The organism is Enhygromyxa salina (assembly GCF_000737335.2).
Taxonomy (GTDB): domain Bacteria; phylum Myxococcota_A; class Polyangia; order Nannocystales; family Nannocystaceae; genus Plesiocystis; species Plesiocystis salina_C.
In genome coordinates, this window is the sequence record NZ_JMCC02000029.1 from 86,581 (window position 1) to 105,703 (window position 19,123).

General features: G+C 67.7%; 13 protein-coding genes. 7 read left to right on the plus strand and 6 right to left on the minus strand.

Annotation, left to right across the window (positions count from 1 at the left end; genetic code table 11):
- Window positions 1-54: 54 nt before the first annotated feature.
- Window positions 55-1,125 (minus strand): WD40 repeat domain-containing protein, encoded by a 1,071-nt coding sequence (locus DB30_RS12450; protein ID WP_052548635.1) that lies wholly within the window; start codon window positions 1,123-1,125, stop codon window positions 55-57.
- Window positions 1,126-1,280: 155 nt separating this feature from the next.
- Here DB30_RS12450 and DB30_RS12455 point away from each other — a divergent pair, with 155 nt between their 5' ends.
- Window positions 1,281-2,204 carry a TlpA family protein disulfide reductase gene (locus DB30_RS12455; protein WP_146658616.1) on the plus strand — a complete coding sequence of 308 codons (924 nt, stop codon included), beginning with the start codon at window positions 1,281-1,283 and terminating at the stop codon, window positions 2,202-2,204.
- Window positions 2,205-2,291: 87 nt separating this feature from the next.
- Window positions 2,292-3,443 carry a DUF7168 domain-containing protein gene (locus DB30_RS12460; RefSeq protein ID WP_052548637.1) on the plus strand — a complete coding sequence of 384 codons (1,152 nt, stop codon included), beginning with the start codon at window positions 2,292-2,294 and terminating at the stop codon, window positions 3,441-3,443.
- Between the two features lie 54 nt (window positions 3,444-3,497).
- On the opposite strand, the gene DB30_RS12465 is transcribed toward DB30_RS12460, so the two are convergent.
- Complete coding sequence (locus DB30_RS12465) at window positions 3,498-3,833, minus strand: hypothetical protein (protein ID WP_146658617.1); 336 nt, start codon at window positions 3,831-3,833, stop codon at window positions 3,498-3,500.
- 193 nt (window positions 3,834-4,026) lie between these two features.
- Window positions 4,027-5,442: a DNA repair protein RadA gene (gene radA, locus DB30_RS12470; protein WP_052548639.1), complete on the minus strand. Its 1,416-nt coding sequence runs from the start codon at window positions 5,440-5,442 to the stop codon at window positions 4,027-4,029.
- Between the two features lie 148 nt (window positions 5,443-5,590).
- On the opposite strand from radA, the gene DB30_RS12475 reads away from it, so the two are divergent.
- A complete protein-coding gene (locus DB30_RS12475; protein WP_052548640.1) occupies window positions 5,591-5,923 on the plus strand; it encodes a hypothetical protein in 333 nt (110 codons plus the stop codon).
- A gap of 54 nt (window positions 5,924-5,977) precedes the next feature.
- On the opposite strand, the gene DB30_RS12480 is transcribed toward DB30_RS12475, so the two are convergent.
- Complete coding sequence (locus tag DB30_RS12480; protein WP_052548759.1) at window positions 5,978-8,458, minus strand: SPFH domain-containing protein; 2,481 nt, start codon at window positions 8,456-8,458, stop codon at window positions 5,978-5,980.
- A gap of 83 nt (window positions 8,459-8,541) precedes the next feature.
- The gene (locus DB30_RS12485) at window positions 8,542-12,216 is read right to left on the minus strand and encodes a hypothetical protein (protein WP_052548641.1); all 3,675 of its coding nucleotides are present in this window, start codon (window positions 12,214-12,216) and stop codon (window positions 8,542-8,544) included.
- Between the two features lie 176 nt (window positions 12,217-12,392).
- Between DB30_RS12485 and DB30_RS12490 the strand changes: the two genes are divergently transcribed.
- Window positions 12,393-13,040 (plus strand): response regulator, encoded by a 648-nt coding sequence (locus DB30_RS12490; RefSeq protein ID WP_165703734.1) that lies wholly within the window; start codon window positions 12,393-12,395, stop codon window positions 13,038-13,040.
- Window positions 13,037-14,365, plus strand: coding sequence for a sensor histidine kinase (locus tag DB30_RS12495; protein WP_052548643.1), 1,329 nt, complete (start codon window positions 13,037-13,039; stop codon window positions 14,363-14,365). The genes DB30_RS12490 and DB30_RS12495 overlap by 4 nt, the downstream gene beginning before the upstream one ends.
- 559 nt (window positions 14,366-14,924) lie before the next feature.
- Here the strand turns inward: DB30_RS12495 and DB30_RS12500 are convergent.
- Window positions 14,925-17,078 carry a cytochrome P450 gene (locus DB30_RS12500; protein WP_052548644.1) on the minus strand — a complete coding sequence of 718 codons (2,154 nt, stop codon included), beginning with the start codon at window positions 17,076-17,078 and terminating at the stop codon, window positions 14,925-14,927.
- A gap of 360 nt (window positions 17,079-17,438) precedes the next feature.
- Here DB30_RS12500 and DB30_RS12505 point away from each other — a divergent pair, with 360 nt between their 5' ends.
- Complete coding sequence (locus tag DB30_RS12505; protein ID WP_146658619.1) at window positions 17,439-18,140, plus strand: hypothetical protein; 702 nt, start codon at window positions 17,439-17,441, stop codon at window positions 18,138-18,140.
- Window positions 18,140-19,063 (plus strand): MBOAT family protein, encoded by a 924-nt coding sequence (locus DB30_RS12510; RefSeq protein ID WP_052548646.1) that lies wholly within the window; start codon window positions 18,140-18,142, stop codon window positions 19,061-19,063. The genes DB30_RS12505 and DB30_RS12510 overlap by 1 nt, the downstream gene beginning before the upstream one ends.
- Window positions 19,064-19,123: the final 60 nt, after the last annotated feature.

Sequence of the window (19,123 nt, forward strand, 5' to 3'; positions counted from 1 at the left end):
GCACACCTGGCGTCGTGCTTTGTGAGTCACTTGCATCGCTGGCTTCCAACGGGCTCATGGCGCTGCCCAGATCAGCACCGTGGTGTCGGCGCTCGCGCTGGCAAAATTGCCGCCGTCGGGCGAGAACGCGGCGTCGGTCACCGCGTCGGTGTGGCCCAGGAACCCGCGCACGATCCCGCCGCTGTTGACGTCGATCAGCGCCACGGAAAACTCGCTGCCCTCGAACTCGCCGGTCGCCAACATCAAGTTGCCGTCGGCCCCAAACCCGAACGGGTGCGCGACTGGGATCGTGGCGCTGCGCTTGCCGGTCGCGGTCGCGAAGATGCCCAGCTGCCCGGCCCCGATCCGGGCGGCCACGCGCTCGCCGTTGCCGCTATAGGCCAGGCTCGCGGGCGCCTCGCTGGCCTCGATCGTCCGCTGGACCTTGCCGGTTTGAGCGTCGATCAAGCGCACGCGCCCGTCGGCCCAACCCGAGGCCAGGCGCAGCCCGTTGGCGCTGAGCTGTAGACACGAGACCCCGGCGCCGCGGTGCTTGACGTGTCGACGCTCGGCCCCGTCGGCGGTCCAGATCCGCAGGCCATCGTCACCGCCCGAGGCGATGGTGGTCGCGTCGGCGGACACACCGACCGCCAGGACAGGGGCTTCGTGGCTGAGCCGGAGCCGGAGCTCGCCGGTGTCGCCGTCGAACACGTGGACCTCGTGCTCGGCGTTGGCGACCAAGGTGGCGCCGTTGGCACTGACGCCAACGCGAGCCGCCGGACCTGGCGAGCCCTGGACCGTCCGCGTGAGCGTGTGGCTGTGAGCGTCCCAGATGCGCCGCTTGCCGTCGCTCGAGGCGGTGACGATGACAGCACCATCGGCCGACCACGCGAGGTCGGTGACGGGGGCGTCGTGGACCAGCCGCGCGAGCGTGAACACGGGCAGCGGCTCGGGCGGCGGCTCAGCGGGCGCGGGCGGTTCAGCGGGCGGAGCCAGCTCGGCAGGCGGTGCTTGGGGCGTTGCCGCGGACGGGGGGCCGTTGGCGGACGCAGGCTTGGCTGGAGCAGGCGCGCGCTCGACTGACGGTTCACATCCGGTTGGCAACGTGATCGACAGCGCCAGCGCGACCTTCCCGAACCTGTTCACGCGCGGATGCTACCCCCAAGTCGGCGCTCGTGCGGCCTGAACGGCGAGCCTGGCCAATCTGCCCCCTCGTGTGCCCAGCTGGGTCGCCCGGGCGCGGGCTCACGAAATTTGTTTCCCCACAGTCAGCTCCAGTCAGAAGTGCTATGTTGGCGCCCTTGCCACGCGCGTCGGAGATCTTCGTGAATACACATCAGCTCGTCATTCTCACTAGCATCACCGCCCTGCTCTCGATCTCCGCGTGCGATAGCGGCAGCGACGACGCGGGTCTGATCGCGGACGCCGGCAGCGAAGAAGACAGCACCGGCGACGGCGACACCGAGACGGGTGAGACCGGCGAGCCCGAAGATCCCGACAGCGATCAAGATGGCCTGACCGACGCCCAAGAAGCCGAGCTCGGGACCGACCCCAACAAAAAAGACACCGACGCAGACAATTATTGGGACAGCTGGGAGCTGCTCGAGGGCACCGATCCGCTCGACAAGGCCAGCCGCATCTACCAAGGTTTTTGGCCTTACAGCCCGACCAAGAACGAGCTGCCCCAGGGCAGCTGGGACACGTCAACGACCGAGCCGCTCAGCCCGTTCCCGCGCGCGGAATTTCTCGACCAGCACGGCGACATGGTCGACATCTACGACTTCAACAACTTCACGATCAACGAGACGGGCGAGCCCTCGTACATGATCATCGACATGTCGGCGCAGTGGTGCGGGCCCTGCCACAACATGGCAGAGTGGATCTCGGGGGCCGACACCGCCGAGACAGCCTCGCTGCAGCAGACCTACCCAACGGTGCGCGACAAGGTCTACAGCCTGCGGATCTGGTGGATCACCGTGATCGTCGAGGACGCGGGGGGCGGGCCGCCCACGCTGTCGGACGCGGAGTCCTGGTACTCGATCCACCAGGACAACCACATCCCGGTGCTCGTTGACGAGACCCAGGGCGTCCGCAACATTTACAACGGCGGCCAGTACCCGTTCTTCTTCTTGCTCGATCCAAACATGGCGGTCGAGTACTGGGGCGTCCCAGGGCCCGGCGACAACCCGTTCTTGGCCCTGTGGTTCGTCGAGCAATACCTGTAGAGCCGGCTGGAGCTTGGCCATGCGCACGGGCCTGAGCCGGAGCCTGACTCGGGTCTGGTCCGCGCGGTTGATCCGCGCGGCGCGACCATGAGCGAGCGCGCGACACGAGAGGCGGCGCAGCTCAGCGTCGAGCTCGAGGCCAAGCTGCTCGCGCGCTTGGTCCAAGAGTGGCGCGGCATCAACTACGCCTACTTCAAGAGCGCGCTGAGGATCCCCGTGATCCGCCTGTCCGACGGGCCCGAGCTGGCCCACTGGAGCCTTGGCCTGCGCAGCCTCGAGATCTCGCGGGTCTTGGTGCTGGAGTACGACTGGGGCGAGGTGCTCGAGACCCTCAAGCGCGAGGTCGTCGTGCAGTTCATCGACGAGCGCCTGAGCGTCGACGAGCGCCGGCATGGGCCAACCTATCGGCGGATCTGCGCGCGGCTGGGCATCGGCACCCGCCCAACCGGCAAGCCTCGTCCAGACCAAGGCATCGACCCGCGGGATCCCTCCAGTCGAGCGGTCAGCAGGATCCACAAGCTGCTCGCGCTCGCCCAGAGCCCCAACCGCCACGAAGCCGAGGCCGCGGCCGCGACGGCCCGGCGGCTCATGTTCAAGTTCAACATGCCCGCGCCGTCCGAGCGTCCGGGATCACAGCCTGAACAGGCCGACCGCCCGCGCTATGGCTTTCGCCGGCTCGGGCGCCCTGTGGGACCGCTGTGGGAGCACGACCGGCGCCTCGCCAAGATCCTCAACGAGTACTTCTTCGTCGAGAGCGCGTGGCTGCCGGTCTATCTGCCCCGCGAGGGCAAGCGCGGCAGCGTGCTCGAGGTCTGCGGGCTCGAGGCCAATCTGCTGATCGCCGAGCACGTCCACGCGTTCGCACGCCAGACCGCGCAGCGCCTGTGGGCCGAGTACGCGCGCTCGACCGCGGGCGCGGGCCCCGGTGATCGCCTGGCGTTCTTGGCCGGCGTCATGAAGGGCTTCGAGACCAAGCTGGCGGCGCAAAACCAACAGCTGCAAGTAGAAGGATTGGTCTGGGTGCCGGCGCCGGATCTCGGCGTGTATTTTCGGCGACGCAACCCAACACTGCAATACGTGCAGCCCGGGGATGCTCGGCACAATCACGCGTTCGAGCAAGGCAGCAAGGCAGGGTTGGCGATTGTGCTATCGCAGCCGGTTGGGTCTGGGTCTGGGTCTGGGTCGGGCGCGCGGCCCAAAGCCCTGAACGCCGCGCGCTCCCCAGCGGACAAACGATGAACATGGCCGAAGGGCCACTGCACCCCTCGGCCATGTCGCGGCGAAGATCTGCGCTCAGCTCTTCTGGAAGGTCACGAGCCAGGACTTGCTCTTGTTCTGCCCCAACTTCTCCGAGACACGAAACTGGTCCTTTCCGTTGACCTCGATCAGAAACTCGATCTGGCCGCCGCCGGAGCAATTGATGGCGGTCATCAACATGTCGTGGCTGCTCGATCGAAACGCCGGCGTCAGGTCGATCTCGTCCTGGAACTTCAGATCGTAGTCTGTCATTCGCTCGTAGATCTTGCGTCGAACGGTGTTGCTCTCGGCCAGGTGACCCAGCAAGATGTTGTCGGCCCGCGTCACGGTCATGGTCACGCGATCCCCTTGTTTGTACTTCACTGTTGGCATGATGATTGTCTCCTGTTGATCGCTGATTACCGAATATTGGCGATACTTCGAACAACGACCATGGCTGGTATACTGTTTATCTGGTTGAAGGCTAGGCAATCATCGCGAAGAACATATGAAAAGTATTCGCCATGTTTGTCCGTACGACCACGCTTTCGTTCGCGGCGGCGCGCTCGCCGAGCGCAGAGTCCAATTAATCAAATGCGGCCGCGACCGCCTGCACGACGGTCTCGACCTCGATCAGCTCGAGCCCGGCGCGGCTGGGCTTGGTGGGCTTGTTGGCTTTGCGGCCGCGCCCGCAGATGATCGCCCGCGTGAACCCGAGCCGGGCGGCCTCGGCCAGCCGCTCGTCCATTCGAGGTACGCGGCGCAGCTCGCCGGTCAGCCCAACCTCACCAATGATCACCGTGCCGGCTTGGATCGGCTTGCGCAGGTGCGAGCTGGCGACCGCGAGCAGCACCGCGAGATCGGCCGCCGGCTCGTTCAAGCGCAGGCCCCCGGCCACGTTCACGAACACGTCCTGGTCAACCACGAACAGCTCTGCGTGGCGATCGAGCACGGCCAGCAACATCGCGAGTCGGTTGGGGTCCGCGCCCACGCAGGTGCGCCGCGGATAGCCGCCGGGGCTGGGCCCGAGCAGCGCCTGGACCTCGAGCAGCAGCGGCCGCGAGCCCTCGAGCGAGGCCGTGACCGCCGAGCCGATCGCCTGCTCGGGGTGGTCGGCCAAGAACGCCTCGCTGGGGTTTTGTATCTCGCGCAGACCCAGGCCGGTCATCTCGAACACGCCGAGCTCGGCGGTGCTGCCAAACCGGTTCTTGCTGGCCCGCAGCATCCGCGTGGCCCGCTCTTCGTCGCCCTCGAAGCTGAGCACCGCGTCGACCATGTGCTCGAGCAAGCGCGGGCCGGCGAGCTGACCGTCCTTGGTCACGTGGCCCACGATCACCACTGGCACGTTGCTGGTCTTGGCCCAGCTCAGCAGGTGCCCGGTGACGCTGCGGATCTGGCTGATGTTGCCGGGCAGACCGTCTTGCGCGTCGCTGTAGACCGTCTGGATCGAGTCGACGACCAGCACGTCGGGGCGCTGCGTGGCGGCGTGATCCAAGATCGACTCGATGCGGGTCTCGGCGATCAGCAACAAGCGCTCGTCGCCCACGCGAAACTCACCGCCACGCAGGCGGGCAGCTCGCGCAGCGACCTGGGCGACCGACTCTTCGCCGCTCGCGTACAGGACCGTGCGGCCGCGCTTGCCCTCGCCGACCAGCGCCGCGCAAGCCTGCAGCAACAGCGTGGACTTGCCGATCCCCGGGGCCCCGCCAAGCAGGACGAGGCTGCCGGGCACCAAGCCGCCGCCGAGCACCCGATCGAATTCGCTGATCCCCGTGTGCAGCCGTAGCTCGCTGGCGGCGTTAGCCTGGGCATCGGTGACCGGGGTGGGCTTCGACTTGGCGCCCGGGGCTGCGAGCACGACCCGCTCGCCGGCCGCGGGCCGCTCGGTCTGCTCTTGGATCGTGTTCCACTCGCGGCAACCGGGGCACTGGCCGAACCACCCGTTGGTCGTGGCACCGCATGCGTTGCACGCCCACCGGGTCTTGGACTTGGTCTTGGCCATTGGCAGAGTGACTATCACAAGCCTGCGGCGACGGCCTCGCAAGACCCGAGGATGTTCGCCACAATACTGTCCAGATGGACGATCGACTTCGCCAGGCGGATGCACGGCTGCACCAGCAGCAAGCCGTCCGGGCGATGCAGGCGTCGAGTTGCTCTTTTGCGCCCCCGCGTCGGGCCGGCCCTTCGTCGCCTTCGATCGCCTCGAGCACCCCTGCGGTGTCGAGGTCCATTTTCAGCGCGAAGACAGCCCGCGCGATGCGGTCGTCGATCTGTTCGAGACCTTGGCGATCGACGATGGCGATGTTGGCCTGCACCCCGACTTGAACCCAGAGGAGCTGCCCCAGTGGGCGCTCTGGCGAGAGGACGACAACAACAACCGATTCGAGATCGAGCGCTATCGCTGCTATGCCAAGGCGGTCGAGCGAGCGCGCATTTTTACCGCCCGCGGTCACCGTCAATTCTATTGGGTCGACCCGGCCTGAGCGACTGGGTGAGCGACTGGGTCATCAACGGCGGCAGCGAACGCCGCCGCCGGGTTAGTCGTTCGCGGGCGGCGGTGGCTCGTGGACTTCGGTCGCGCCCACGACCTCGAGCACCCGCGCGAGCTTGGTGCCCTCGAGCAGCCGCGCCAGCACCTGCGCCACGCTCTCGCCGCCCAGGATCGCCAGCGGCGCCATGCTCTGGGCCATCTTCTCGGCCAGCGCCCGATCCCCAAACGCCTGCAGCGCGGCGATCAAGTCCGGTGAGATCGCCTGGGCCTTGTCGGCGACCGCCTTGACCTCGGCCTCGAGCTCGCGCAGGCGCATGGCCAGCTGCTTGTCCGAGGTCTCGAGCTCCTGCGCGCTGCTGCGCTTGCTCCGGGCCAGCTTGGCGTCGTGGACCGCGTCGACTGACTCCTGCTCGGCGCGCTCGGCCTCGAGCCTGCGCTTGCGGCTGTCGAGCTCGGCTTCGATCTTGGCCAGATCAAACCCGTGCAGCGCCTCGACTTCACTGCGCTGCAGGCCCAGCCGCTTTTGCTTGGTGCCGGCCTCGATCGCGTCGATCTCTTGCTTGATCGTCTCGCGCTCGCGGGTCTGCTCGAGCCGCCGCCGATCCCCCTCGAGCGTCAGCGTCTGCTCGACCACGGCGTGCTGGGCCTCGATCAGCAGCTTCTCGATCGCGTCGTCGCCGATCTCCACGTCGAGGACTTCGACGTCGTAGACCCGCATGCCGTTCTCTTCAAACCGCCGTCCGGGTCGCTTGCCGTCCTCACCCTGGGGCCCAAGCACGACGTCGCGGACGTCGCGGGCGACCTGGGGGTGGAAGCTCTGGACCGTGCGCTGCTTGATCGCCGCGCGCAGCAGCGAGCGCAGGTGCTCGGTCAGGAATTTCACGTAGTTCTCGACGTTGAACCAGTGCTGGGGGTCGCCCTCGAAATTGACCCGGTACGACAGCCGCACGCGAACCTGGACCAGGTCCGCGGTCTCGGCCTCGACCACGTCCGAGACCTTGTTGTAGAGCACGCGCAGGTACACCGTGCGCGCGAGCTTGTCGTCGGACTTGGGCGTGCCGGTGCTCAGCTCGGCAGCCTGCAGGACCTCGTCGTACTCGAGCATGTACGTGGCCGGCCCCACAACGACCTTGCGCTCGCCAGTCTTGCTGACCACCAACACCGCGTAGCCGGTCCACACGCCCACGCTCACGGCCCCGTCGTAGCGGGTGTCGAGCGTGATCGTGCGCGGCGGGGTGTAGGTCTGGCCACGATCGAAGTCGTCGCCCGCGTAGTCGTCGCTGACTTCCTTGCGGCGCTTGCCCTTCTTGGAAGCTGACTCCCCGAGCTCCGCGTCCTCGACGAAGTCGCGCTTGCCACCTTGGACGGCGGCCAGCCGGCGGTTGTGGGCGAGCGCCTCTTCGTTGCCGGGGAACCACAGCTGGACGTGGCGCGGATCCAGGATCCGCCGAACGATCACCTCGCGGCGTGGATCCGGCAAGAAGATGCTGGGCCCACGCTCGAGCCGGATGTGGCCGGTGTTGCGATCGAGCACGTAGCGGGCCTCGCCGGCTGGGATCGCGACGGCGTAGCTGATCGTGTGATCGCCATATTTGATCGCCGCGTGCTCGGGCCGCGGGAAGTAGATCATTTGATCTTTGCCGGTGATGAACAGCTCGTCGCCAACGTTGTGCGACGCGCCAGGCTGATCACCCTTGGGCTCGTCGCGGTAGGGCGCGATCACCTTGACGTAGATGCCGCTGTTCTCGTTGAGCTCGATCGCCCGGTACTTGTTGGCCCCGCCGCGCTCGACGAAGGTCTCGGTGGGGCTGGGAAACACGACCGCCGGCCCTTGCAGGTAGCTCTTGTTGCCGTCCTCGTCGAGCAAGATGCAGTACTCGAGGCGCTCGAGGGTCACCGCGTCGCGCACGTACTCGCCAGACTCGTCGGGCACGACCTCGATGCCGGTTGAAGGAATGTAGAACGACACGTCCGTGCCCTTGATGATCAGCTGCTGGCCCATTGTGAGATCCGGCGCGCTCGGGACCTCGGCCGGGGCGTCTTCGCCACCGGCGCTCTTGGACTTGATCACCGCGTTCTTCCAGTTGGCCTTGGCCGCCTCTTCGTCGTAGACGCGAACGATCAAGTACTGGTTCGAGCGCAGGTTGTGGCCCTGGATCGTCCGCACCATCTGCCCCGGCCACAGCGCGAACGCGGCCGGACCCGGGCGGTTGACCTTGCGCCCGATCTCGAGCTCGATGAGGTTGTTGATCGCCCCGGTCTTGGGGTGGGTGCCGTCCTTCGCCGGGTTCTTGAGCACCAGGTACCAACCCGCGGGCGCGACCGCGAACGCCCGGGTCGCGGCCTCGAGCGAGCACCGCTCGAAGCGCTTGGACTCGGGGTTGAAGACGACCGGCTGATCCGTGTTCGCGAGGCTGGTCTTGTACGGACCAATATAGGCGTTGATGTTGCCCTTGGTCTCGTCCGCGATGAAGGCGTACTCGTTGGGTGCGAGGATCAGATCACGTTCACGCGCGCGGTCGTTCATGGCGACGCCGAGCATACGCGCCGGGGATCAGGGCTGCTCGTGAGATCCGATCCAGTCCCGTGGGGCCAGCCGGGGCGGCGATCTCAGTCGGACAGCGAAGCCATGAGGCCCGCGATGCGAGCTCGCGTCGCGGTGATCAGCGGGTATTCGGCCTCGTCGCCGCCCGTCTGTGCGCGCGCGCGCTCGGTGTAGGGGCCCAGCTCCTGCTCGAGCGCGGCGTTGGCCCGAGCCGCAGCGTTGGTCACGTGCTCGCCCCGGACAAAGCGAGGGCCGTCGCGCCACAGCTCGCCCGCCTGGTCGGTCGCCCACAGGTTGGCCAGCGCCTCGCCCAGCTCGTGCCGCTCGAGAAAGCTGCGGCGAAAGCCAAGCGACACGTACCCCGACACGATGGTCCTGTTGTCCCCGAGCGCGGACAGCTGCTCGGTGAGCGGGGTCGGCTGATCCCGGGCGGACCCCAGCTCCTGACTGAGCTCGCCGCGCTCGAGCCTTCGGGCCAATTTCGCGACGGCGTCGCGCGAGTCGGCCGCTGGCAGCTTCGCCTCGCTGGCGAGGATGCTGGAAAACACGGTGTCGAAGTCAGCCAAGATCTTGCCGATCTCCTCGAGCTGCGCGGTGAAGTCCTCGTCGAGCGGGTCGCTCGCTCGCTGTGTCTGCCACGGGGTGTTGGGGTTGGGAAGGTGTGGGCTATCGAAGGTGAGGTCGTCCTCGCGCAACAACCAGCCACCGAAGGCGTGCTCGAGGATCTGTCGCAGGGCTTGGAATTCTCGAAGGCGTGGGAACCGGTCGAGCAGACCGAACATCCGATGACTCGAGTTCCGGCGTCCGTCGATGTACAGCGGGATCTCGACGGAGCCCGCGGGACCTTCGTGGGAGCCGTGGGACGGAGCCGAGGTCGCGCTCACCCACGCGTGCAGATCCAACAGGTAGTACTGCCAGGTCGACAGCGCGTTGTCCCCCGTGCTCGGGGCCGGGAAGGGCTGACGCTCGCTGTGCAGCCAGCGCTGAATCCTCGATCCGCCGGCGCGGTAGCGGGTGTCGAAGGGCATCTGGAGATTCGCCGTACGCAGCGCCTGGAACGACCGAATCGCGGGGTACGTCCCCATGGAACTCCGAGCCTGGTCGATCGCATCGAAGGCCTGACGAAATTCGTCGAGCGCGGCGACCGAAGCGGCGTCGAGACGAGCGACGAACAGACCGTCGACACGGCCGCCGTCGACGCGGCCAACCGCGCGACGCTCGACCTCGAGCTGGCGACCGACGGCGTGGGCGGCCGTGAACGCGCTGATGAACCGCCGACGCAGGCCGAGCTCTTGACCGCGCGGGCCGGGGGACTCGAGGACCTGAGGCCTCAGCTGCGGGATCCGCTGGGCTCGACCGAACGCGATCAGGCCGGCGACCACCTCGAGCTCCGCGCGGGTGTCGGGCTCGGCCAGCTTGGCTCGCAGCTGCGCGACCCACTCGAGGACCTCGTCGGCGCCTGGTGCCCCCGCGTCGTGAATGCGCTTGGGCGGACCGTCTGCGATCGAGGCGCCCATGATCCGCGCCAGCAGCAGCCGCAGGGCCGCCAGCGGCAACGCGTGCTCGAGGCAACGCAGCGAGTCTTCGAGGTGCTGCGCGGCCGCGGACCGGAGCGTCTGATTGGGCTGGACCGGCGCGTGGATGCGGTTGAGCCAGTCACTGCAAAACCACAGCTGGCCGAAGTCGAAGCTCGCGGTGTCGAGGCGAACTTCGATGACCGTGTCGCGCGTGTTGGTGGCCGGGGTTGGGTTGGCCGGCGCCGGCGCGGGCGTTGGCTGGCCGCTCTCGTTGACCCAGCGGGTCAGCTCGTCGCCGAGCCTGTGCAAGCGCTCGGTCATGAACACGACATCGTTCAAGCGCGGGTTCTGGCGCAGGTCTTCGTCGAAGGTCTTGACCTGATTGGGGTCGTCGATGATCGCCGCCACCAGCGTCGACGCTCGGTCCGCCACGCGCTGCTCGACGGTCGCCGCGACGGCCTGCGCGAGCGCGATGTGGCGGGCCGCGAGCGCGCCAAACAGGCTCCCCGGCTGCTGGACCTGGGACCGCTGGATGTGGGCCACGAAGGTCTCGGTCTCGCGAATGACCCGCAGCGCTTCACCCATGCGGATCTGAATTGGGGCGGTGACCGGGAACTCCGGGAACCGCTCGAGGAACTCTCCGAAGGTCCCGACCGCCTCGGCCCAGACGATCGGGTTGGCCAGACGCGAGAGCGAGATGTCTGCGAAGTCTGGGTCGATCCGCGCGGCCAACATCAGCAGCCCTCGCAGGTTCCGCTCGACCGAGTCGTGGTCTTGGCGGAGCTCCTCGGCGAGCGCGGCGAGGTCGTCCGATGCGACGGCTTCGTCCCCAACGAACAGCGCCTGTTGCGGAGCCGAGAGCGCCCAGTCACGAATGTGCTGGTAGTACTCGAGCATCTTCGGCTCGCTCAGCGTGCGATCGGGAAAGTCCTCGCGGAACCGAAACGCGGCCTCGCGGCTGCTGTGGTAGTTCTGGCGATACAGCGCGTCGAGGCCGGCCTCGAGCGTGTCCTCGAGCTCGAGGACCTGCCGATGAACCTTGCTCAAGGTCCGCGACACGCTCCGCAGATCACCGGCGAGGCTGGCGAACTGCTGCAGGAACTCGCGGCGCATGTCCGACAAGAGGTCTTCGATCTTGTCGAAGCGCGCGTGAACCTCGACGCGCAGCTCTTCGACCTGTTCGGCGAGCTTGGCGATCTCCTCTAGGATCAGCTCCTCTGGGGTCGGGCTGCTCTCGCCGAACAGGCCGACGATGTCCATCACCGCGCCGGTCACCTCGAGCAACGCGCCCAGCGGGTCAGTTGCGATCCCGAGCACCGCAGCACCGACAACGTTGCGGACCGCTTCCGCGATCGCCAGCGCGCTGCCCCCCACCACCGCAACCTGATTGGCGAGCTCGTCCTCGCCCGCGGCGCCCAGCAACAACGCCGCGAGGTCGACGACCTGGCCAGCGACCTCGATGTTCTCCCCGATCGCGTCGAAGCGCGCGCGGTCGGCTCGAGCGGTCTCGCGCGCGGCCTCGAGCTGGGTCTCGAGCGCACGGATCGAGTCCTGCGTCGCGTTGGGGTCGCGCATGTGGGATGTGAGCGCGGCCGCGACCTCGCGGACCTCGGGGTGAAAACGCAGACCTTCGATCGACTGCTCGACCGCCTGGCCGACGAGGATCCCCATCGCGGCGCGGTTGACCCCCACGGACTGGCCAGCGCGACCAAGCTCCTGCGCGACGGTGCCAAGCTGTCCACCAAGCTGCTGCAGCTGCTCGCTCGACACGGTCTGCGCCGACTCGAGCTGGGATGACATGCTGGCGATCTGCTCGCTGATCCCGTCGAGGCTGCGCTCGAGCGGCTCGGCTGCCTGGGCGAGCGGATGCAGTCCACCGTGCGCCGCAGATCGCTCACGCAGGACCCTGGTCGCTGCGTGTGTCGCCCGCGTGTAGTCGCCGAGCGCATCGACGAACTCACGACGGACGCTCGGGTCGATGCTGGGGTCGGACAGACGGGGGATGAGCAGGGTCGCCGCCGTCTGCAGCGACCGAAACTCGGCGTGGGGCAGGATCGGGGCCACGCGTGCGCGAGCCTCGTAGCCGTCGACGGCGAACACCCGCGCGCGCGGGTCGTAGCGCGGCAGGCGAGCCGCCAGCGCCCGCCGAAGGTCTGTCTCGAGCTGGGGGTCTGAGCTGCGCGCCAGTCGGAGCGCGCGTTGGGCAAACAGGTCAAAGGTCATGAGCTTCTCCGGTGCTGGGGTCCAGCCGAGCGCGCTGCGCCTGGCCTACAGTGCGGAGTAGCCGATGATGGCGACCGCCCCAGCGGGACAAGGCCTCTCGGCAATTGGGGTGTTCACCCCAATGACGAAGCCCAATGAGCTTTTGCGCCGCGCGAACGACCACGGCACAATCGGGCGTGCCGTCGACGTCGCAGGCCATTCGTGTGGTGCTCGCAGATGATCACCAGCTGGTCCGCGAGGCGCTCGCGCGCTTGCTCGACAGCGAGCCCGACATCGAGGTCGTGGGCTCCTGCGCCGATGGAGACGAGGCCTTCAAAGCCGTCGTGCGCGAGCGCCCCGACGTGGTCGTGCTCGACGTCTCGATGCCGCATCGGACCGGGCTGGAGGTGGCTGAGCTCCTGACCGAGTCCGACGCCGTGCCAGCGGAGCTTCGCATCGTCATCTTGACCGCGCTGCGGGCTCCAGAGCTGGCCCGGCGGGCGTTCGAGCACGGTGCCCAGGCGATCGTGCTCAAGGACGACGCGTTCGCGGATCTGACCGAGGCGATCCGCTCGGTCGTTGTCGGTCGGGCGTTCGTCAGCAGCGCGCTCGGGGGGGCCGTGCTCGAGGCCGAGGCCACGGGTCGCGTCCTGCTCAGCGCGCGCGAGCTCGAGGTCTTGCGGCTGATCGGCCAGGGCCTGACCAACAAGCAGATCGGGGTGGCGCTGTCGATCAGCGCCAAGACGGTCGACAACCACCGCACACGAATGATGCGAAAGCTCGACGCTCACGCGGTCGCGGATCTGGTCCGTCACGCGATCCAGATCGGGCTGGTCGAGGCTTGAGCGCGAGCCTCCCGGCGCGGATCTTCGACGCCATCATCCCCAAGTCAGACGGGCTGCACGTGGGCTTCGAGCGCTACGCCCAGCGCCTCGCCCAGCGCAGCGGCGTGGTCCTGTGCGGGGCCTTCTTTGTCGCCACGCTGATCGGCTGGCCTTCGGATCTGCTGTTGTTCTCCGATCGCCCCGCGCTCCTCGACGCGTTCACCCGCTGGCGCATACAGATCCTCATCATCACGTCGCTAGCGATCGCCGCGCCGCGAGCGATCACGCGCCGGCCTTCGCTGACCGCCACCGTGATCGGCCTGATCGGGGTCGCCCTCGCCCTGTCCACGGGTGTGGCGCTCGCGGCAGCGGGGGGCCCAGACCAGCCATGGTTTCACACCTCATACATCGCCCCGCTGGCGATCCTGCCCTTGAGCCTGACGCTCCGCGCCCGCGTCGTGATCACGATCATGGTCAGCGCGGCGCTCACTGGCGCGTACTTCATGGCGGAGCCCAGCTACCTCGAGGTCGACGGGCTCGGGACCGTGGCGATCGTGATGGTGTTGACGGCGGTGATCGCCTGCGTGCTCGGGCACCTGCAGTTCCTGCTGCTTGGGCGCTCCTATGATCAGCAAGTCTTGCTCGCCAGGACCAACGAAGATCTCGAGCGTCGCGTCGTCGAGCGGACCCATCGTCTGCGTCAGCTCGCGGCGCACCTTCAGCACAGCCGCGACCAAGAGCGGCAGCGTCTGGGTCGCAACCTCCACGACGAGCTCGCGCAGCTGCTCACGGCGATGCGCCTCGAGCTCAACTTGACCCGGCGCGAGGCTCCCGCCCACACAGCCAAGGCGCTCGACACCATCGACGGGATCGTCGCCCGTCTGTTCGACGCGAAAGAGCGGCTGGTTCGCTCGCTCAAGCCGCTCGCGTTCGAAGAGCTCGGATTTGCCGGGGCCCTGCGACAGTATGCCGACGAGCTGCGTGAGCGCTCGCAGCTGCAGGTCGAGCTGCAGCTCCAGCTTGGTGAGCCGCTGCCGTCAGAGGTCATCACAATCGCGATCTGCCGGATCTTGCAAGAGGCGCTCAGCAACGTCGCCCGTCACGCGAAGGCCCAACGCGTGCAGATCAGCGTGCGCCAAGTCGACGTGTTCGTGGAGCTCGAGCTTCGTGACGACGGCGTCGGCTTCGAGCCAACGAAGGTGCCAGAGGGCCACTTCGGCCTGCTCGGGATCGGCGAGCGCGTCGAGGCCCTGGGCGGGCAGATCTCGATTGAGTCGAAGCCGGGGCAGGGCACACGGATCCACGTGCGGCTGCCTCCGGCCCCGGCCGATGCTTCCTTTGCGTAGGTCCAGCCGCTTGGGAGCGAGGGAAGTACGAAGGCGTTCGCAGGGGGAAAGAACGAATGGAGCGCCGCAACTGAGGCCGTAGGCGCCCAGACAAGAGCCCCCTTCGAGGGGGCCACACATACCCCCGCGAACAGCCTGCCCCCCTGGGAGCGAGCGAAGCGAGTGACCGCGAAGTGCGAAAGCGGCTGTGGGGGTCAAAGAACGAATGGAGCGCCGCAACTGAGGCCGTAGGCGCCCAGACAAGAGCCCCCTTCGAGGGGGCCACACATACCCCCGCGAACAGCCAGCCGCTTGGGAGCGAGGGAAGTACGAAGGCGTTCGCAGGGGGAAAGAACGAATGGAGCGCCGCAACTGAGGCCGTAGGCGCCCAGACAAGAGCCCCCTTCGAGGGGGCCACACATACCCCCGCGAACAGCCTGCCCCTTGGGAGCGAGCGAAGCGAGTGACCGCGAAGTGCGAAAGCGGCTGTGGGGGTCTAAAAACCAGCCGCGAAGTGCGAAAGCGGCTGTGGGGGTCTAAAACCAGCCGCGAAGTGCGAAAGCGGCTGTGGGGGTCTAAATCAATCCTCGTCGTCGTCGTCCGCGTCGTCGAAGCGGATCTTCGCCACCAAGCTGACCGCAGCCTGAGACTCGTCACCCTGCGAGACCCGCACGAACGCGTTGCGATCCAAGCTCAGCAACTTCGCCCCGTCGGGCCCGGCGCGGACAGTGGTCGGCCGCGGGCGCCCGTCGATCAGCCCGATCTCACCAATACAGTCCGGCGCCTGGATCTCCCGCAGCACCCGCGGCTCGCCCATCAGGCTCTCGGCCAGCTCCTCGAGCGAGCCGGATGCGACCAAGAAGTAGTTCTCAGCCGGATCACCGTGGCGAAACAAGGTCGTCCCGGGCTCGAGCTCGAGCTCGAGCACGTGCCCGTGTCGCCCGAGCCTGGGCATGCGCCGACCGGCGTCGAACAGCTGGGCGATCAGGGCGCCAGCGTGGCGACGCACGGCCAGGTCACCGAGCTCGCGGGCGGTGATGTCACTCTCGACGACCGCGCGGGCGAAGGTCTCCTCGTCAACGCTCAACAGCGTGACCGGCCCCTCCGCGCGGACCGTGGCGACCCGCGGCAACCCATGCAGGATCCCGATCTCCCCGACCACCTCGCCAGGTCCCAGGGTTGCGAGCTCGACCACTTCACCGTCGCCGCGGTCCGTGCTGACCCGCAGCTTGCCGTCTAGAATGAAGTACAGGCAGTCGGGCTGATCACCCTGGGCGAACAGCATCTCGTCGTCCTCCAGCGTGACCTCGGGGGCCCCGTCGATCGCGTCGAGCATCGCGGCCGAGAGCGAGTAGCGCTGGGTCGGGCTGCGACGCCGGACCCCAGGCGGCGGCGCGACCGTGCGACGCTCGATGACCCGCATCTCGTGCTTGGGATCGGGGCCGGGCAGCGCGTCGAACACCGTGTGGAGTTTGTAGGGGGCGTCGAGCTTCCAGCGATACAGCACGCCGCCAACCACGACCATGGTCAGGGCCTCGAACACGCCCTGGGCAACGCACGCGTGGTGGCCAAGGCCGAACGGGTTGTAGACGTAGCGCTGGCGATCCTCGCCGCGCTCGGGCGAGTAGCGATCGATGTCGAAGCGCTCGGGGTCGGGGAAGAACTCCGGCAAGAAGTGCGTGGCCGACAGCGGCGTGAACAGGCGATCTCCAACCTCGAATTGATAGCCGCCAAACTCGAAGGGCTGGCCAACGGTTCGCTGCAAGGTGACCGCGGTTGGCAGGATCCGCAGGGTCTCTTTGACCGCGGCCTGGGTCGCCTCCATCGAGGCGATCTCTTCGAGCGTGAGCTCGTCGTCGGCCATCACCCGGTCGATCTCGGGTTGGACCTGCTCGAGCACTTCTGGGCGCTGGACCAGCTGCATCAGCACGTGGTTGATGACCCGCCCGGCGTAGACGCCCATGTTCTTGAACGGGATCTGGCCAAACACGACCCGCTCGCGGTGCGGCAGCGGCGAGCCGTCGGGCAGGGTCCCGCGCAGCAAGAAGTCAAAGTAGTCGGGCGCGCGGTCACGACCCGGCGGGGTCTGCTCGTGCTCGGCGAGGCGCCGCTCGATCATCTCGTCGATCTCCACGCGGGCCCGGCCCGTGCGACCGAAGTTCAGCGCGGCCACCGGCCACCCCAACGCGAGCACCTGCGTGAACGAGATCGCGTACTTGCGGATCGCTTCGCTGTCCCCGTCGAGTTCGCGACCCGTCGCGAACAGCGAGATACAGTTGAGTCCGATCCGCGCGGTCTCTTCGGTCACGCGGATGACCTGCCCCGGGCGCCAGCGATCCACGTACTCGCGAACCCACGCCATCATGGCCGGGAGGTGCGGGTCCGCAGCTTGACGCGAGAAGCCCGGCGCGACCTGCCGCCGCAGGTGACGCTGCAGCGCACCCTCGGTGAAGCTTGGGTGCATCTCGGTGCGCAGGACCTTGGGCGCCTTGGGGTAGGTCGCCTTTTGGTCGAACAACTGCGCGCCTTCTTTGGCGACCAGCTCGTTGGCCTCGCGGCCAGCGATGACGATCCACGGCTTGCGGTCGGTCGGCAGCGCGACCCGGTACACGGGGCCCAGCTCCAAGTACTTCTTTGGCCACCAAGTGTAGGGATCGCTGCGCAGCTGCAGCGCCGAACGCAGGGGGATCTTGCTCGCACGTGGGGCCGTGCTTGCCAGCGGTAGGCTCGTCATGCGTGTGTCCTGGATCTACCGCGAGTCACCGAGATCCACCCAACTTCGGGGTCTCGACAGCGGTGGCCTCGAGTTTGGCGATTTGTTGCCGCCTGAGGTCTGAGAATCTGTACAGTTCAAGTGGGTGTCCATACCGGACGCACGCTGGCGATCGTCCGAGCGCGGCGATCATAACCCAGTGAACCGATCAAAGGCTGCGCGGACCATCCAGAACAGGAGCCAAGCAGCGTGACCCAAGACCCTGATCGAGCCCCCATGAACGAGCGCCGCCCATGCGCCGAACCTCTCCCGGGTTCGAGCCTTTGTCCACGCGCCCAACGAGTTCGGCGGTTTTCGCGGGCCGCGGTGGTCTGCTGCGCGGTGGCTGCGTTGTTCGCGGGTCCACGCCGCGCCCAGGCTGGCCAACCCAGCGCGCCGCCACCCACGCTTCCCGCCACCAGCGTCGCGTCCGCAGCCCCTACCTCGGCGCCGGTCATGCAAGCGGGGCCCGCCGTGCCCGCGCCCCGGGTTGACGACCAGCTCTCGCTGACGGGGCGCGCGCTGTGGGACGGGCTTCGAGATCGTCGGGTCATCTTGCAGCTGGTCAACGGGGCCGAGCTTGGCGGAACGGTCGTAGCGCACAGCGGCAGTGACATCGCGCTCGCGCGTGCCTCGGACGGCACGGTGGTGTCGGTGCCCAAGGCCGAGGTCAAGGGCGTCCGCGCGCGCCCCCTAACAACCCGCGACAGCGGCGGCGGCCTGCCCCTTGGCAACCGGCCGACCGACTCGGGCCACGCGCTGTACGGAGGTGGTGTCGCGCTGCTCTCGTTTGGTGTGCCGTTTAGTGTGGCGGGCACGGCCATGCTCGGGGTGTGTCCGAGCTGCCTCTACATCCACCTGCCTTTGTTGTTGCCGGGCATCGCCTTGGTCACGGGCGGGGCCATCGCGCTCAAGCGGGCCAAGCAGCGCAATTCAGCGTTTCGCAAGGCGTGGGGGATCCCGCTGGCGGGGCGGATGCAGCTGACGCCAAGCCTCGCGTTCACGCGCGCGGGCGGTGAAGTCGGGTTTGCGCTGCGGTTTTGATGGCTGATCTCGCCCGCCTGTTCGTCGCGCTCGCCGTGTGGATCGCCGCGGTGCTGGCTTGCGCCTACGTCAGCGGCCGCGAAGCTTCGCCCGAGCGGTCGCGCTACCGCGGCGTTGCGATCGCAGCGATCCCCACGGTGGCCCCGCTGCTGCTCCCGCCCGCGTGGATCGTGGGTCGAACGATCCTCGCGGTGGTGGTCACGGTGAGCTTGGGCCGGGCGCTGGATCTGGCGCGGCGCCCCGGCGGGTTGTCGTTCTGGGGCCGCGTGTGGATGTTGACCGCGCTGTTCGACGTGCGCGCGGTTCGGCGGTGTTCGTCGCGCTACGACATGGCGGAGATCGGGTGGTTCGCGGGCCATCTCGTGCTGGCAGCCGGGAGTTGGTTCGCCGTGTTCGGGCTCGCGCCGGATCTCGAGGGTGCTTGTCGCTGGGCGCTGCGTTGGAGCTGCGGTCTGGTGCTCTGCTACGCCTGCATCGAGACCGTGCATGCCTTGGTCTTGATGATCTACCGCGGCTTTGGGCTTGGGTTTCCGCGGATCAATGACCGGCCGATCCTCTCGACCACGCTCAGCGAGTTCTGGGGGCGGCGCTGGAACCGGGCGGTCTCTGGCTGGCTCCACGACAATTTGTTCCTGCCGCTGGCCCGTCGTCGGCGCGCCAAGCTTGGGATCTGTGCCGCGTTTGCGGCCAGCACCGCGCTGCATTTTTGGTTTGCGTGGGTGCCTTTAGATCGCTTCGCGGGCGCCCTGATGGCCAGCTTCTTCGTCGTTCATGGCGTGGGGTTGTTGCTCGAGCGGCGTGCAGGCGTGGTCGGCTGGCCGCCCAGCGCAAGGCGTGTGTGGACAGCCGCATGGATCGCCGTGCCGTCGCCGTTGTTCGTCGAGCCCGCCCTGCGACTGTTGGCGGGCTTCATCCCGTCGTGATCCGCTACAATCTTCGGGGCTTGCAGGTCGCAAGCTACACTTGCGCGAGGAACTGACATG